We start from the raw sequence: 16,889 nt of genomic DNA, 5'->3' as shown, positions 1-16,889 counted from the left end.
GCGATCTAACTACCTGATATTGGAAATATTTATTGGAAAATAATTTTTTGAGAAATTGTTTTATCCTTTATACTTGCTTGAAAAATATAAAGACCAACGCCTAAATCCGATTTCCGAAATTGTATCACCTGACCTTGTGTTTGATGTCCAGTCAAGCGCAGTCTGCCATAAGCATCAAATACACCCCATGGAAAGGTTACATAATGTTCAGGAATGGAAATTTCTATTAGATCATTTGAAGGATTTGGAAGGGCAAGAATTTTATTTGAAATGTTCCTGGGGTGTTCTGTGTTTACAGTTACTGAGTTCTTAAAAAATTCCCAAAAAATTCTTGGCGCACTCACAGGATAATTCTCACCATTAGGATATTCATGCGTCATACCTTTTAATAAGGTGAAAAAATAAGGTTTGGAAATTTCACCGGGTAAATTTTTTGTAAACCTATAGGTGTGGGAACTGTCCTTTTCAGTTTTAGTAAATTCATTACTTAGTCCCTGACAAACCAATGCTCTGTTCAGTGGGTATTTCAAATAACTCAAAATGGAATCACCACCGAAAGGAAGCTCAGTAAATGGAGGAACTATAAAACCATCATCCAGCGTACCCAGCATAAACCAAACAGGAATTCTGTTAACTGGCCAACTGGAATCTCCGGCAGCCAGTGGTGAACTCGTTCCTGCAACTGCCGCAAATACATCACCGGCATCAATTGCCAGTTTATGAATCATTGAGCAGCCATTGGAAAATCCTGAACTGAATATCATTTTTTGATTAACAGGAAAGGTATCTGCAATCCGCTTTGCAAGCACTTTTAAAAAATTAACATCGTCCACATATTCTTGTGGAGGACCGGAGCAAGGATGATCCAAAACAGTACCATTTACCCATCTCGTAAGATGCTTCTCTATTCCATCCTCTACAAAGCACCAACTTAAAGCGGAAGGAAAAACCGTAATAAAATTTTCTTCTTCTCCTAGTTCTTTCCATCCGGATATATTATAAAATTTCAATCCATCCCCGCTTGTGCCATGCAACATAAATACAACTGGATATCCTCCGGAAGGAGGTGCAGTACTGGGTAACACAATAATGCTCTCCCGCATTCTCCCATCTACCATAAATTGTACATCAAATCGTCTCTGACTGTTGGATTGTAGAATGGCAATAAGTAAAATTCCGATGGTAATTATTCCTTTCATATTTAATAATTTGTTGAACAAATTTATGAGCAAGCCATTACTTGTCTTTCACCCATAAGGGTGATTTCATTTATTCAATTTAAATTCACCCTAAAGGGTTATTGCTTTCCAACCGCCAAATCCTATCTTTGAACGCGTAAAAAATATGGAAACCATCTTGCGAGTCTTTCTAATCATTTATTGTCTATTCTCTCTTTCCCTGAAAGCTCAGGAACAATTTTCTCCGCTTGATCGGGACCGGTTAGTTATGGATTTGTCTGAGCTATTGGATAATAAGCCGGACAATGTACTGGATGTAATAGAAAACTGGAGATTCAATTATCATCAAAGTAAATTCGATACTCTTGCAAATTTATGCCAAGTGTATAAAGCACAGGCCATGATTGAATTGGGCAACACGGAAAAGGCTGCACAATTGCTGGACTCACTGGTCAAGAAATCGGATCCGTATACCGAAGCTCTGGCTTTGAAATTATTGGCCGGAATTGATTTTAAAAATGGACGATTTTTTAGTTCCACCACCAAGATCAGATCTGCCTTGGAACTGGCGAAATCTAATCATGAGGAAGAGTTGATGGCTGAATTGCAGGAAGATTTGGCCCAGGTTTTTGATAAAATCAGTAAACCTGAAAAGGCAATACACTTTTATCGGCGATCCCTCTCATTGTTCTCCAAATTGAACAAAATTTCTGCAATGCAGAAAAATACTTTGGCTCTTGGCAGAATTTACCTTTCTCTTGAACGATTGGACTCTGCTCTTTTTTTTATAAACCAAAGTATTGATTTGGCCCAAATGAAAAAAAATATTCCTGCCATATATGAAGCCAGACTTGAGCTGGCAAATTTCTATTACATATGTAAGGACTACGCCAATCTACAGAACATATTACAAGATGTGGAAAAGGCCGAGGACAAACCAAAGGAAGATTTTTTTAAAGTCCGCCTACACGTATTGAAAGGAAATTATGCCATGGCTGTAAAATCAGAAGAAGCTTCACTGGTGGAATATGAGAAGGCTGAAGCATTATCGCATCAAGGGTTTACTCCGTTCATAGATTATTACATAAAGTCAAATCTTGCAGAAGCTTATTACAGAAAGGGTAATGTGCACAAAGCTTATGAATTAACCAAATACTTGAATCATAACAGCAACAGTTATTCCAGTAAGGAGAATAAAAACCTGGCTCAAGCAATTGAATTAAATTCCGAAGTAAATATCCGGGATCGGGAAATAGATTATCTTAAATTACAGAATCAACTTAAAGAGGAACGAATCAGACGGGAATTGTTGCTACGGGATGGACTAAGAAGAGAGAATCAACTTAAAGACTATACCTTAAAACAAGAACATCAATTGCATGAAGCCGTAACTCGGGAGCAAGCGTTACAAAGTCAGCAACTTCAACAAGAAAGGGCATTGAGTCAATCTCTGGTTCGTGAGAATGATTTAAGGAAAGCAACCCTTGTGGATGAACGGAATTTTCAAACCATTTTATGGTTTGGTATCTTGCTTCTGGCGGGGTTGTCTTTGATGGTTTTATTTTTACTTAGAAAGCAAAAGGAAAAAAATGCCATAATCCTTCGACAAACCAAAGATTTGGAATTTGTAAATAAGGAAGTTCACCATCGGGTTAAAAACAATCTGCAAGTGATTTCAAGTTTGCTGGATTTGCAATCCAATTACGCACAGGATAACGGTTACCAGAATCTATTGATGGAAAGCAAACATCGCGTTCAATCCATGGCATTTATACATCAAAATTTATATGCATCTTCTGGTTTAAATATGGTAGACATGCCTAACTATATTCAAAATCTGGTGGATCATTTGAGAACAGCTTATCAAAAAGATGGTGAAGAGGTCAAAATTCATGTAGATGTGGATCCTATACAATTGCATATGGATACGGTAGTCTCGATAGGCATGATCATTAATGAATTGGTGACCAATGCTTTGAAATATGCATTTTATAATGTCGGAGGTGGTAACATTCAGGTTAGTTTGAAAGAATCACATGAAAAAATTCATCTGGGAATTTCTGACGATGGAATCGGCATTCCGGATGGAATAGATATAGCCAGCAACAGCAGTTTTGGATATAAAATGATCCGGGCATTTGTTCAAAAGTTAAAGGGAAAAATGGATTTGAATAGATTTCAGGGAACGCAAGTACAGATTCAATTTACCAGAAGATAGCAATGGAGGAAATCAATTATAAAGTACGCGTACTCATTGTAGAAGATGAACCCCTCATCGCGGAAAACCTCGCCATGTATCTGAACAACAACGATTACGAAGTGGCTGGAATCGCTTATGATTATGAGGAAGGATTGCTCAAATTGAATGTGGCCAAACCGGATATTGTTTTATTGGATATCAATCTCGATGGAAATCAGGATGGAATAGATTTGGCAGGGTACATTCATCAAAAATTGGGTATCCCTTTTGTATTCTTGAGCTCTTACTCAGATAAGAATACCCTTGATCGTGCCAAACAGGTTCAGCCTTCAGGATATCTGGTAAAACCGTTCCATGAGAAAACCTTACTGACAACACTTGAGATTTCCCTGGCTAATTTCGCGGGATTCAATAATCTAAAGAACGTGGATTTGAACCTGGATAGAATTAATTTGTCTATTCATAGCCCTCTTTCACAAAGAGAATTTGAGGTGCTGCAATTGATATATGGTGGAAAAACTAACCAACAAATTAGTCAGGAATTGTTTATTTCCATCAACACTTTGAAACGTCACATCAACAATGCCTATATGCGGTTGGATGTAAATACCAGAACAACTGCAATTAAGAAGCTCAGAGATTTGATGAAGCTTAAATAGAACTAGATTTTTTAGCTGATCTTATTAAATAAGTTGAAAGATCTGCCTGTTTTTTTTAAGCTAATATTTTATCTCAATGTAACCTGTAGAAGATTAGATTATTGAATTGCTTAATTTTATAGCAAAACATTGTAAAAGATTAGATTAGGTAATCGTATATATTTTTAGCAGTTTTGGATAAACTTGATCTACAGACTGGAGCTACCTTTGCATGTTTGAATGTACAATAAATCAAGATTCGTGGGGTATTATATATTGGTGGCTTCCTTATTCCTTGTAGGCTCGGATGATATGGAACCTGAGTCGATGTATCCCGAATATTTTTAAATCCTGCCGTTTCCAATCTTTAAATTTTAATTATGATATTTAAACTTAAAATTTGTTTAATTTTTTTACAGATAACTTCCTGTGCAATTTCGGCTCAAAACTCTTATTCCATCAGTGGGAAAATTGTGGATGCAGATTCCAAGTCCATAGACCTTGCATTGGTATCCCTATCCATCGAACAGAAGGATTCTTCAATCCTATCCGATTACACTGACCTGGATGGCAGTTTTGAATTAAGTTCAGTACCTTGAAGGAAGCTATGTTTTGCATGTCCGTATGATTGGCTTTAAACCCCATAGGCAAAATTTACAGGTCAATGGGAATCAAAGCCAAATTGAATTAAAGGACATTATATTAATTGCGGATTTTCATCCATTGGAAGAAGTTGCCGTTACCGCAAAAGTACCCTTCATTGAACGAAAAATCGACCGGATAGTAGTTAATGTAGATGGAATCTTATCCGCTACCGCTGGCAATGCGCTTGAACTACTGGAACTCACACCGGGGATTACCCTGGACCAAAATGGAGGCATCAGGTTAAAGGGGAAGTCCGGAGTTGCTGTTTTTATAGATAACAAACCTAGCTACCTCTCAGGTCAGGAGCTGGAAAATTATCTGAAATCACTACCCGCAAGCTCATTTAAGCAAATAGAAATCATGACCAACCCTCCTGCAAAATATGAAGCGGCCGGAAATTCCGGAGTAATCAATATCATTACCAAAAGAACCAAAATTTTAGGATTCCATGGCAATACAGTTTTGAGTGTACAGCAAGGCCAATACACCAGAAGCAATAACAGTCTTAATCTTAATTTTAATCAAAATAAAATCAGCGTTTTTGCAAATATCAATGCAGGAGTAAGAAATAGTTTTCAGGATTTGAACATCAACAGATATTACAGAAATGATTTGAACATGCATACCTCATCCTTTGCACAAAATTCATTTATTGTCAAAGATGGCCGGTCCGCCAATGCTAAAATTGGACTTGATTATTATGTAACCAATAATGCAACTTTAGGTATATCAGCAAGAGGTCTTTTCAATCCTACCGGTGATCAAACAAATAATGTGGCTTATGTAAGGGATGACCAATCCGCTTTAATCCAACGCGTTGTTGCGGAAAACACTACAGAGAGCAATTTTGACAATGCCACATTCAACATCTATTATAAACAACAGTTGGACACGTTTGGTACTTCCTTATCCATGGATGCAGATTATGTGACCTACCATTCCCTTAGCGAACAGCTTTTCAAAAACTATCTTTACAATTCATCTGGCATGCTGGATTATCAAGATCAAATCAATGGGAATATCCCTTCTGATATAAAAATCTATGCAGTTAAGTTTGATTTTAGTAAACCCATAAGTAAGTTATCTAAACTGGAACTTGGCGTAAAATCTGCCTTCACGGAAACCGACAACGAAGCCATATATTCAAATACCATAAAGAATGTTACTGTTCCGGACTACAATTTGAGCAACAGGTTCCTTTACAAGGAATGGATTCATGCTGCGTATCTTAATTACTCCAGAAATTTCAATCGTGTAGGGATGCAGTTTGGATTGCGGGCTGAAACAACCAGCTTAAAAGGGAATCAATTGGGGAATGTTGAAAAAACCGATACCAGTTTTACAAGAACTTATGCAAATCTTTTTCCCACTTTTTATGCTTCCTGGCAAGCTGATGCATCCGGGCATCATAATTGGGGATTTTCATTTGGCCGTAGAATTGACAGACCTTTTTTTCAAGACCTGAACCCATTTATCAGCCCCTTGGATAAGTTTACTTTTTACAGCGGAAACCCTAATCTTTTACCGACTTATTCAAGCAATTTTTCCTTGTCTTATTCTTATAAAAATTTCATAAACACCTCCCTCAATTATTCCATTACGACGGATGGGATCAACGAGACTCTTGAAATTAAAGACAGCATCTATTACAGTCGTCCGGGAAATATCTCCACCAATGATGCCATTTCATTGTCTATAGACGCCTCCAGATCACTTTACAAATGGTATCGGATAAATATGTATCTGGAGTTGGGACATCAGATTTTCAAGAGTGATTTGTATGCTCAACAACTGAGTGCAGAGGGGACTTATTATGTAGTTTCAATGAACAATAGTTTTCAATTCAACAAGGGTTGGAACGCCGACATCCGTGGTGATTATCAGAGTGACATTGTTTATGCACAACTGCTTATCAAAAGTTTTGGTACTTTGAACTTTTCCCTTCAGAAAAAGATATTAAAAGAGAAGGGTAGCCTTAAATTAGGGGTGAGTGATATTTTGTACACCAGAAGGGCTGATGGCATAATAAATAACCTTAGAAATACAACTGCGGATTGGAACAGTAGATTAGATACAAGATCTGTTTCTTTGTCTTTTTCTTATCGTTTTGGTAAATCCAGCACTGAAAAACCACAGCATAAAAGCACGGGGTCTGAAAGTGAACAGAATAGGGTCAAGAGTTAATGGGGTCCTGTATGGTTATAATGAGGAATTCGGTAGTATTCAGCGGAATTTATTTATCGGCTGTTTGGAAGAATTGGTCGAAAAATATTTACTTCTTGTTGACGAATTCTTACTTTTAGGCTTAATAATTTTATTATGTATGTTACTGTGGATGACAATGGCGTAAGGAGCAATGGCCAAAATCACGATGGCAATATTGTAATGTATTCTTCTTGCAAAAATTTTGAATCAAAACTGCCATTCAGGAATTTTTCTATCAAATACGTCATGCAGGGGGATGAACTGTATAGACTTAAGGAACGGGATTATCTGTTGCACCAGGGCGAATATCTATTATGCAATTACCATTGTGAAGGTAAAGTGAGCATTGACAGCAAAGCACATGTTAAAGGTATTTGTATCGACATTGCTCGCGATGTGCTTTCGGAAGTTGTTGCCATCCATAAAGCACCGGATTCTAACATGGCGGATTTGTCCTTGGACGATTTTTTTAATTCACCAGACTTTTTGGAACATCAATTTCAATCCAATCAAACCCACTTGGGAAAAGAATTATTAAATCTGGATGCAATCCTTCTAAGAAATCCAAATGGTGATTATCAATTTAATAAAGAATTTTTCTATAAGCTTTCTGAAAATATTCTTGCTGACTACATACCTGTAGTGAAACAATTACAATCTATAAGATGTGTTAAATCTGCAACGAAGAGAGATTTGTTGAAGAAGTTGGCAAAAGGCAAATCATATATTGACCAATATTTTACCACGGACATAGATATTTCGCAAATAGCATTGGAATCTAATTTATCTCAATACCATTTTTTTAGGTTGTTTAAAAATACTTATGGTCAAAGTCCATATCAATACATTAAACAAAAAAGAATGCAGAAGGCCAATGATCTTTTAAAAAGACAACCCATGCCTTTGGCAAATTTGGCTACTGAAGTTGGATACAGTGATATCCACTCCTTCAGCAAAGCATTTAAGCAATTTTTTGGTAAGTCACCATCTAAAATATTGTGGTAGTAAATTGGACTATTTTGTCACTTGCATGATTTGAGTGCTGGTTTTAATTAGATAAATCATTTATCCAGGATAACAATTTTTCTGGAAATTTCAGCACCGCCTGCTTTTTTAATACGTATGAAATAAATACCTGGCATCATATTTCCCGATGTATTTAGAATAAGGCTGATTTTTCCTTCCGGAGTATACGTGGGTTTTATTTTTTCTAAAGTGTAGTTTGTGAGATTTACAATTTCTATTTCAGATTCATTTAAGTTCTCACCATATACATCCACATATACAAGTGAATTGGATGGGTTGGGGTAGATATGAATGGAATTTTTATTTTCTTGATAAGATATGCCTGTAATGGATTCATCATTAATATTGATTTCATCTATAAAAATATTGTTTGAACCACTTGCTCTTGGATCACTTTTGAAATAAAATCTGAATTTAACGCTTGGCTGATTTTTAAATAAAGATTCAAAATTATTGGTTAGGTTTAGTTTACGCCAATCCTTTGATGTTTTAGGATAAAACGCAGATGCATTAATCCCCCCGGTTAAATTGGACATTATCTGTGTGCTGTGTATTCCCTGATATAGATTCCACGTTCTGCCACAGTCCAAGGTATATTCTAACCTGAATGAATCGGCTTGATTGGGGTACTTTTTAGCATAGGCATAGTAAAAGGACATACTCGGTTTATTGTTTTGTGAAAGATCATAGTAAGGTGTTTCAAGATAGGATCTATGGTCTGAAAAATTCCCGCTGGCATGATTTAAAAAAACACATGCCTGCGAATTGGCTGCGCCTGCAGTCTTAATCACCTCCCATTGAATTCCTGATGCTTCTAGATTATAAGCACTAAATTCATTTGGCAAACTTCCATTCTCAAAAGAATACATTTGTGGAGTAGTCAAGCCCTTTTCTCCATCCGATACCTTAACGAATTTTGAAATGCTGTCCATTTTTTGTGTTCCTCTTAATAAAAGTTTTATTTCAAAAATTCCGGTATCCGGAAATCTTACATCAATGACTGGATCATTAGAAACTGAAGGGTTCCCGCCTTCTATGATCCATGTAATTTGAGCACTGTCTGCCCCTGTCTGACTTTGATTGGAAAAAGTAATCGTCTCACCCTTGCAGATTGCATTATAGGAAGCAGCAAATTCTGCTTTAATTATGCAGGGTTGATTGCCATTTACGCCAGTAAAATTTATGTTGGACATGCTCACCAATTGATTCCTGCCGTTTAAGCCCAATTCAATCGTCTCGTGCATATATTCGGACTGCCCAGTGGTAAACATCAGTTTACATGGTGCATAATCCATATAATTTTGAACATTTTCCTGTACGGTTGGATCACAAATTGTCGAATTGTTGACATTGCAGCTTACAAAGCCCTTGGTTATTGGCGTATCTTCCACATAGTCATCTCCACATGCCACTCCAGGGGCATTGCTTACACCCCAGATATGGGGCAAACCAAACCAATGTCCGACTTCATGGGTAAGAGCTCTTGAATTCGCCGTCGTTGCCGTCCCGATACTACCTACTAACCAGGATTCACTCACAATAGCATCGGCATAATTAGGGATGCCGATTCCGGGTAAAAAAGTATAGGCAGGTGCAATGTTTATAGATTTTACAATGTAAAAGTTTAAATATTTCTCCGGCGGCCAGGTATAAGTAAAATCTTGCAGGCTGTCGGCATTCCAGAAAGTTTTACTGGTAAAATGTCTGGTGATGCCATTGGTGCAATTTCCTTCAGGGTCTATACCCGCCAGCACAAATTTAAATCCAACGTTGGCTATTTTATCCTTGAATGCAGAAACAACCTGGGCAGTATCTGCATTAAGTTTCTGATAATCACGATTCAGTATTCTTACTTGATCATAAATTTGTTCGTCACTAATATTCTCAGGACCACCCAGATGTAGAATATGAAATACCACCGGAATGGTAATGGTTTCTGAGGTTGGTCCATCCTGATTTGTATTTATTTTTGAATTTACAGCTCTTTGAATGTTTTGAACGGCCCGTTCATAATTGCTTTTTAAATCCGGATTTATTTCAAACCATTTTGTGGTGGCTTCGTGCTGTCCACATAAATGCAAATCTTGTGACCTCAATGAAATAGAACTTATAAAAAAATAAAAAGACAGAATTATACTTTTGCACAATTTGGTTATCATAATTTTTACTTTGATGCAAAAGTATGGGTAAGGGTTTATTAAGCACTTGTCCAATCCTGCTAATTTGAATTAAATTGAATCCCAGGAATAATTTTAACTAAATATTTTTCTGAAGGATTGATTTTGAAACATTAATTTGCTATTCCTGAATCTAAGCATAAAGCAATTTTTGTCGTATAAGAAAATTAACATATTTGAGGTTTAAAATTCAATTTTATGATAATACCCATAGAATTAGTACTTGGTTAGAGGGATAGTACCATTTTTAGAATATAAAAAGGTGAATCCGAATAATGAGATGTGGACTAATTTAAAATAATAGTATTAACGAATCTACACAAGGTTATTGCCAAAACAATCGGGTAGAAGAAATTGCTTAATTTGTTAATCCATCAATATGAAAATTTGACCACCATAATTATGGAAGAACTATTAATAATTCTAAACTATATTGTTAAGCCCCGCTTGCAGTGGGCAGGAAATTTCTAGACCAAAAAAAATAATATAGCGAATCACCGGATTAAAGATTTACCCTCGGAATATTAATTTCCATTATACATGCCTATCAGTCAGTAATCAATATTTTTTTTGTAATGATTATTCTGTTGTTTTGTGCCAACCTAACAAAATATAACCCGCACGGAAGATTATCACGAGATAGAGTAACTGTGTGTCCCGATATGTTTTTTATTTGTCTAACGGTCTCCCCAAAAACATTGTCCATGGTAAGCGTTACATTTTCTAAAAAATGTTCTGATTTTAAAACTGAATGTGTAGAAAATGGATTGGGAAAAATAGTCAATTTATTTTCAGCTTCCTGTTTGTCTATACCTGACGAACAAGAATTATAGGTAAGAATTTTTACACCCGTCCAGTTAGAGGAAAATGGAACAACTGCACAGATATAGGAAAGATAAATCTCATTTTGCCACATCCCAATTCCCCAAGTACCAATATTATTTGAAACACCCCCATAAAAATTACAGGAGTCGGGTAATGCAGGGTTGGAAACATCAATCACTTGCATATCACTTTTTCCACAAGACATAAAAATTAGTTTACAATTCTTTTCAAATTTTATTTCATTGCAATGGCTTGGACTGGTAAACCAGTTATTGTTCGGAGCATTATATGGATTCCACCAACCGAGCAATTGAATATTGCTGGTGTCGGAAATATCCAGAACTTCCATTCCTGCATAATCTACAGCGACATAAAGAAGCGAATCATCCAACACGCAATTGTTGTATGCTTTCGGATGGTCAAGTGGAGTGTACATGACGGGATTGCACCAGTGTCCCGTTTCTACTGGCGATAGTTTATTGGTGCAATTTATAATTCGGATTCCGCCTGCATCATAACATAAGTATACAATGCTGTTCCTTACTTCCATTCCTCTTGCATTGTATTTTTTAGGATCTGGATTTCTAATGGGAGGATAATTTAGGCTTGGTATAAACTGAGAGACCAGGCGGATATTATTTTTATTTGTTACATCCAAAATGACTAGTCCGTTATTCATTGCGCCTAAATATGCGTAGTTTCCTTCTACTTTGACAATGCCTGCACCGCCGACTGGAGATGAATTTAGTTTTTCAAAATCAGTTACCAATGGTGAACTTGGATTGCTAACATCCACAATGGCCATTCCCGATTTTTGGGGATTTGTAAAAGAATTACCTAATGCGAGGTATAGATAATTTCCGTTTTGAGAAACACTCATCACATCAAGCGCGTCGTATAGAGATGTAGGAACAGTGGCCACAAGAGATGGCGTTGCTATAACAGATATGTCATAAATTTTTAACCCCGCCTCTTTATTTGCTACAAACAAATAGGGACGATTAAGTTCATCATGCATCATGGTCATGGTCATATTGGAACAAGTAGATGCAATTTCCGATTGCAATTGAATATTGAGGGTATTGCAATTCTGGGAATAAGCAGCAAACTGAAAGAACAATGTTAATATTGTCCAGCAGAATATTTTATTTATTTTTTTCATATATCCTGATTAATATTTTCATGGGAACTTTTAAAACTAGTTTTTAGGTAGCTTGAATTTATTCTTATGTTTTTTGTTTATTTCTGGCTACCTGCATACGGTGAAAATACCATCTTTTTTATTCATTATTCCAAAAAATACATTTTATGAGATTATGCCGGGCAGTTTTATGAGTAAGAGGGGCAACTTTTTTTTGTTTCCCATGTAAGTTCGAGAAAATAATTAAGTTCTGAAAGTCTTAAAAAAAGTCAATCTGGAAAGAAAAATGAATCTTTATAGTAAAGTGAATCCGAATTTATTAATTTTTCTGTGACTCCTTGAGCCCCAATTATTAAAAAACAGAATTGGATACCTAAGCTTGCACAGGGATGATTTTCCCGAAGGAAAACAAAGTGAAGATGGCGAAAAGGTGCTCTGTTTAACTGAATTTTAGAAGATGTCAGCAGATCTTGGAGTGCCGCAGGTAAATGAAAGCAAGTAATAGAAAATCATTTGGTATCTCAGGATTTGGCAACGGCTGAATGTTAAGTTGGTAAAATCCAGTACGGAAATCAATTATATTCATCATAAAATCACTCTTAGCCTTGTTTAAAGAGCCATTGACTTTACTAATAACTAGAACTTATTTGTGCCTGGCTAACCAGTTTTTTACTTCTTCTCGATATGCATAAAGTACTTCGTTACATTGCTCTGTATCAACATATACGCGATTTTTAGCAGGGGGCGTTTTCATAACTTCATACAATTTTAGTACATTCGGTTTAAATACCTCTATGCTGCCATTGAATTGTTCCTCCAAAACTCGGAGCAAGGGCCCTACATCAAAGGCCCCATTATCGTATGGGTTCTTAATGCCTTCTTCCATATCCGCAATCATCACAGAAAAACTTTTAACTATTGGTTCAATAAACCGTTCAGGATGTTCTACTTTGTTCTCATCCAAAAAATCGAACACTCTATAAGGGCTACTGCGTTCCAATGTGCCTATCAATTCATCTTCCATATTTTTGTTGGCTTTTATTTTAGCCAATGCCGCATTACGTATTTGTTCATCGTAAGTTTTACTAATATAATATAAGAGAGACATTACGTCTTGATACTTTTCAATGTTACGCATTGCAGAATTGAATGCCAACTCTCGTTCATCTAATTTTTTATAAGATTTTGATATTAAATCTGACATTATTTTGGGTGTCAAAATCCATAAAAACCCTAATAGACAACCAATTGCCAAAGAGACTTTAAACAAAATTGGCGACCATGTTTCCCGCCATTCTGGTTTTAAAAAAATGAAATAAGGTATGAGTATCAATAATGGCAACCAAATGGCACCATAAGATATAAAGAAGGAAAACGAACGGGCGAAACCTGTTATATGATAATATTTATGGTATTCCGTTTTCCCAAGCGTACACATAGCAATTGACATCATGCCAAGCCATATTAATGCAACGATAACGTTTCGTTTTAATGTACTATCGGAAATCCAGTTAAAACCTCCATTTGCTGCAATTTTTATCGTTAACAACAGGCTAAATACAGCATAAGCTGAAATTAATACAAAAGCAGAATATGCACGGCCAAACTGATCTCCACCAGAAGATGTTGTCTGAGCGAATATGGCTATTAGGATATATGTCAGGAATGTTAGCCAAAATAGTAAAAAAGCCGATCATAATTGAATGGTTTAATAAATTATTGAACTCTTTGGATTAATTCACAAATATTGCAACTTTTTCATGGTTTTGTATTTTATTTATTTTGGTCCAAAAGCGTTCATGTATGGGTCAAACTTTTTTCTTCCAAAAGATTTGTGCTTTAAAAGAGACAAGCTGTGTTAAGAAGATACCATGAAATAGTATTCATAGTTGTATTCTGTATTTATTGAGGTATAATGTTGCAGTTATGCTATATGTAGAATGATAACGTCCTCGTTCACTGTGTTGAATCACAAGTTAATTGTCTCAAGGTCAACTTGTATTGGAAAAACTAGTTTTTCGTGGTCAATTTTTATTTTTTTCTTGTCAACGATTACGTCTGAAAAAACGAGAGTTGTAAAGTCATTGAGCGTATTTGAAAATTTATCAGAGGTGATATTTGCCTTAATAAACCAACTGTCGTGAAGCAGTCCTGAATACTTGTGGTAAAGTCCACGTCGTTGTTCATTTTCAGCAACCAATTTATTGTTCACTTCAAAAGTCGTTGCTTCAATTTCAATGTCCACATAATGGTCAGCTAACAAAGGTGCAATGTCTTAAATGTTTCTTATCATATTGTTGTTAGTCGTTGTCGTCATAGCCTTGCTGGTAAAGATTTATAGCTTGGGGCTGTTTGCTTTTGTTGAATTTACTTCAGGAAAGTTAATTAAAAAAGCAACAATTGAATAAAAAGATCATTCCATCCCTATTCCTCCATTTCGTTTTTTTAGCTTCCAGGGAATTTATTACTTAAGGGAACCGCACTCACGCCACGCGCTCAACGAAAGCAAATCGCGCCAAGCCCATGTTATAGGATGTGCTCCTTTCAAATCATTCCCTCTACAAAATACATATTAATCTCCCCCTTATTCTTCGCCTGAATTTTTCCGCGGTGCTCGCATTTGAATTTGTCTTTCACCAATTCATAGGTACTACCGCTAATGTTTATTTTTCCTACTTCTGAGCTTTGTTCCATACGGGCTGCAATGTTAACCGTATCACCCCAGATGTCGTAAGCATATTTCTTAACGCCTACCACACCCGCCACAACAGGACCTGTGTGAATACCTATTCTTAATTCAAAAGAAATTTCTCCTTTGGCTTCCTTTTCCTTTTTGCGCTGCAACATATAATTGCGAATTTCAAAAGCAGCATTCAACATATCCAAAGCATGAGTGTAATTGCTAACTGGCAAACCGCTTGCACAGAGGTAAGCATCGCCAATGGTTTTTATTTTTTCAATGTTGTATTTACTTAAGATAGTATCAAAGGCACTAAAGCAGGCATGTATTTCGTCCACTAACAGTTCAGCGCTTATTTTTTCGCTCACCTTGGTAAAATCCTTGAAGTCGGTGAACATGACGGTAACCATGGTAAATGCTTTTGCTTTGGCTGTGCCTGAGGTTTTAATTTCAACGGCCACTTCACTGGGAAGAATATTTAGCAATAAATCTTCGCTTCGCTTTTTCTCTTCTTCTGCTCTTTGCTTTTCTTTCTTTGTTTTATTACGCTGACGGAAAAAAACTCCTGCAAATAGCAGCACTATGATAAAACCTACCAAAAAAACATTGCGCAGTAGCTTTTGTCTTTTTAACTCAGAATCGGTGTGAGCTTTTGTTTCGGCTTCCTTTTTATCAAACTCAAACTGCATCTTTGTTTGAAGTGACTTCTTGATGGCTTCTTCATTATTTAAACTATCTCGGTATAGAATATATTTCTTATGATTTTCATAAGCGTCTTTAAAATTACCAAGTGCACTGTCAGCTAGAGCAAGTCCTTCATAGCTATCTCTTAATATCGGTAGAGCAGCAATTTCTTTTCCAAGTTTTAAGCCTTTTAACAACCAGGCCTTTCCTTCTCTTGCCTCTTGAATTTTAATTTTAATGCTTCCAATATTTATAAAGCTTGTTGCAATTGCCTCTTTGTCTCCGATCTCATCAAATAATTTCAAAGCAGCGAGGTGATATTTGATCGCTTCTTCGTAATTTCCTTGGTCCAGATAAGTTACTCCAATGTTGTTGTATGAAGTCGCAATGCCTTTTTTGTCCCCGACATCTTCCTTTATTTTTGAAGACGCAAAGTAATTCTTCAGGGCTTCTGAATAATTGCCCTGCTTCTTTAATATATTACCAATGTTATTAAAAGAAATCGCAATGCCTTTTTGATCACCGGTTTCTTCCTTAGTTTTTAACGAAGCAGAATAATGCTTCAGCGCTTCCGAGTAATTACCCTGTTCAAAATATATATTTCCGATGTTGTTATAAGACGCAGAAACACCTTTCTTATCTCCTATTTCTTCGCGAATTTTCAATGCAGCAAAATAGTTCTTAATCCCCTCTGGGAAATTGCCGAGTTTATTGTAGATAATTCCAATGGTGTTATAAGCATTGGCAATGCCCTTTTTAAAACCAATAAGCTGCGAAATAGCGAGCGCATCATCAGCATATTTTTTAGCATTTAAGTAGTCAGAAACCATTATGCATTCCCAACTGATTTTATTCAAAATGTCTACCTTTAATGTGTCGCTTTCATCAGGCAAAAGGTCATTGTGCAGTTCGAGTTTTTTTGCATCATAATTTTTTAATGCCTGCTGAAGGGAATCAATTGCCTGATTCTGTGCAAATGAAACAATTGCGCAAAGGGTTAAATAAAGAGTCATGATATTATTCATTCTGTTTGTTTCAATCAGTTTGTTTGGTAAAAGAAATTTCGCATAAGCATATCCGATAACGAATTTGGCATAAACGCTGCACCGCCAAACCTTTGCAGCCAAAAGTAAGGAATTAATTTTTCATTACCGTAAAAAATTAAAAGTGAATGATTTTTGATGCTTTGCTGTGTAGCGTTTATGCCATGTTATGGACTGTTTTTTTATTTCAATTTTAACTTCTTTTAATTTAGTTTCATTAGACTCTCCTGGCATTCGCAGTTTGATTTCACTAAAGATTATGATATCACCATTTTTTATGGATTCTAATTTATCATAATTCTGTTTTTCAAAATTATCGCCAAAATTTATTAATTGTAGAAATAATTTGTTATTTCGTAAAACTTCTATTTTGTATGAATTTAATTTGATTCATCCTTGTATGTCATAAAACTCAATCAGTATGATAATTCCTCTTTGAGCTAGAAA

General features: G+C 36.0%; 11 protein-coding genes. 5 read left to right on the top strand and 6 right to left on the bottom strand.

All coding sequences use genetic code 11. The annotated features are described in order from the left end of the window. Nucleotides 1-29: 29 nt before the first annotated feature. Entirely contained in the window at nucleotides 30-1,199 is a 1,170-nt protein-coding gene (locus IPJ83_16335) for a T9SS type A sorting domain-containing protein (protein MBK7882102.1), read from the bottom strand. Between the two features lie 145 nt (nucleotides 1,200-1,344). On the opposite strand from IPJ83_16335, the gene IPJ83_16330 reads away from it, so the two are divergent. The 5 genes from IPJ83_16330 to IPJ83_16310 all read left to right on the top strand — a co-directional run bounded on the left by IPJ83_16330 (nucleotide 1,345) and on the right by IPJ83_16310 (nucleotide 7,871). Then, nucleotides 1,345-3,396, top strand: a complete 2,052-nt coding sequence (locus tag IPJ83_16330) for a hypothetical protein (protein ID MBK7882101.1) — start codon at nucleotides 1,345-1,347, stop codon at nucleotides 3,394-3,396. A 2-nt stretch (nucleotides 3,397-3,398) separates the two neighbouring features. Beyond that, nucleotides 3,399-4,037 carry a response regulator transcription factor gene (locus tag IPJ83_16325; GenBank protein MBK7882100.1) on the top strand — a complete coding sequence of 213 codons (639 nt, stop codon included), beginning with the start codon at nucleotides 3,399-3,401 and terminating at the stop codon, nucleotides 4,035-4,037. 359 nt (nucleotides 4,038-4,396) lie between these two features. Further along, a complete protein-coding gene (locus tag IPJ83_16320; protein ID MBK7882099.1) occupies nucleotides 4,397-4,615 on the top strand; it encodes a hypothetical protein in 219 nt (72 codons plus the stop codon). A gap of 25 nt (nucleotides 4,616-4,640) precedes the next feature. Continuing rightward, nucleotides 4,641-6,845 carry an outer membrane beta-barrel protein gene (locus IPJ83_16315; protein ID MBK7882098.1) on the top strand — a complete coding sequence of 735 codons (2,205 nt, stop codon included), beginning with the start codon at nucleotides 4,641-4,643 and terminating at the stop codon, nucleotides 6,843-6,845. Between the two features lie 135 nt (nucleotides 6,846-6,980). Then, nucleotides 6,981-7,871: a helix-turn-helix domain-containing protein gene (locus IPJ83_16310; GenBank protein ID MBK7882097.1), complete on the top strand. Its 891-nt coding sequence runs from the start codon at nucleotides 6,981-6,983 to the stop codon at nucleotides 7,869-7,871. A 56-nt stretch (nucleotides 7,872-7,927) separates the two neighbouring features. Here IPJ83_16310 and IPJ83_16305 read toward each other — a convergent pair whose 3' ends face one another. The 5 genes from IPJ83_16305 to IPJ83_16285 all read right to left on the bottom strand — a co-directional run bounded on the left by IPJ83_16305 (nucleotide 7,928) and on the right by IPJ83_16285 (nucleotide 16,526). Beyond that, nucleotides 7,928-10,051 carry a T9SS type A sorting domain-containing protein gene (locus IPJ83_16305; GenBank protein MBK7882096.1) on the bottom strand — a complete coding sequence of 708 codons (2,124 nt, stop codon included), beginning with the start codon at nucleotides 10,049-10,051 and terminating at the stop codon, nucleotides 7,928-7,930. Nucleotides 10,052-10,616: 565 nt separating this feature from the next. Further along, a complete protein-coding gene (locus IPJ83_16300) occupies nucleotides 10,617-12,056 on the bottom strand; it encodes a T9SS type A sorting domain-containing protein (GenBank protein MBK7882095.1) in 1,440 nt (479 codons plus the stop codon). Nucleotides 12,057-12,678: 622 nt separating this feature from the next. Further along, nucleotides 12,679-13,584: a hypothetical protein gene (locus IPJ83_16295; GenBank protein MBK7882094.1), complete on the bottom strand. Its 906-nt coding sequence runs from the start codon at nucleotides 13,582-13,584 to the stop codon at nucleotides 12,679-12,681. 420 nt (nucleotides 13,585-14,004) lie between these two features. Then, nucleotides 14,005-14,298 (bottom strand): hypothetical protein, encoded by a 294-nt coding sequence (locus IPJ83_16290; GenBank protein ID MBK7882093.1) that lies wholly within the window; start codon nucleotides 14,296-14,298, stop codon nucleotides 14,005-14,007. A gap of 281 nt (nucleotides 14,299-14,579) precedes the next feature. After that, the gene (locus IPJ83_16285) at nucleotides 14,580-16,526 is read right to left on the bottom strand and encodes a tetratricopeptide repeat protein (protein ID MBK7882092.1); all 1,947 of its coding nucleotides are present in this window, start codon (nucleotides 16,524-16,526) and stop codon (nucleotides 14,580-14,582) included. Nucleotides 16,527-16,889: the final 363 nt, after the last annotated feature.

Origin of the sequence: Candidatus Vicinibacter proximus (assembly GCA_016713905.1) — a bacterium.
GTDB lineage: Bacteria > Bacteroidota > Bacteroidia > Chitinophagales > Saprospiraceae > Vicinibacter > Vicinibacter proximus.
The sequence above is the reverse complement of the archived record's forward strand: the minus strand, read 5'-3'. Positions and strand labels throughout refer to the sequence as shown.

Coding starts and splice junctions, on each gene's coding strand:
- IPJ83_16335 (MBK7882102.1), bottom strand. CDS start 1,199: ATGAAAGGAATAATTACCATCGGAATTTTACTTATTGCCATTCTACAA.
- IPJ83_16330 (MBK7882101.1), top strand. CDS start 1,345: ATGGAAACCATCTTGCGAGTCTTTCTAATCATTTATTGTCTATTCTCT.
- IPJ83_16325 (MBK7882100.1), top strand. CDS start 3,399: ATGGAGGAAATCAATTATAAAGTACGCGTACTCATTGTAGAAGATGAA.
- IPJ83_16320 (MBK7882099.1), top strand. CDS start 4,397: ATGATATTTAAACTTAAAATTTGTTTAATTTTTTTACAGATAACTTCC.
- IPJ83_16315 (MBK7882098.1), top strand. CDS start 4,641: ATGATTGGCTTTAAACCCCATAGGCAAAATTTACAGGTCAATGGGAAT.
- IPJ83_16310 (MBK7882097.1), top strand. CDS start 6,981: ATGTATGTTACTGTGGATGACAATGGCGTAAGGAGCAATGGCCAAAAT.
- IPJ83_16305 (MBK7882096.1), bottom strand. CDS start 10,051: ATGATAACCAAATTGTGCAAAAGTATAATTCTGTCTTTTTATTTTTTT.
- IPJ83_16300 (MBK7882095.1), bottom strand. CDS start 12,056: ATGAAAAAAATAAATAAAATATTCTGCTGGACAATATTAACATTGTTC.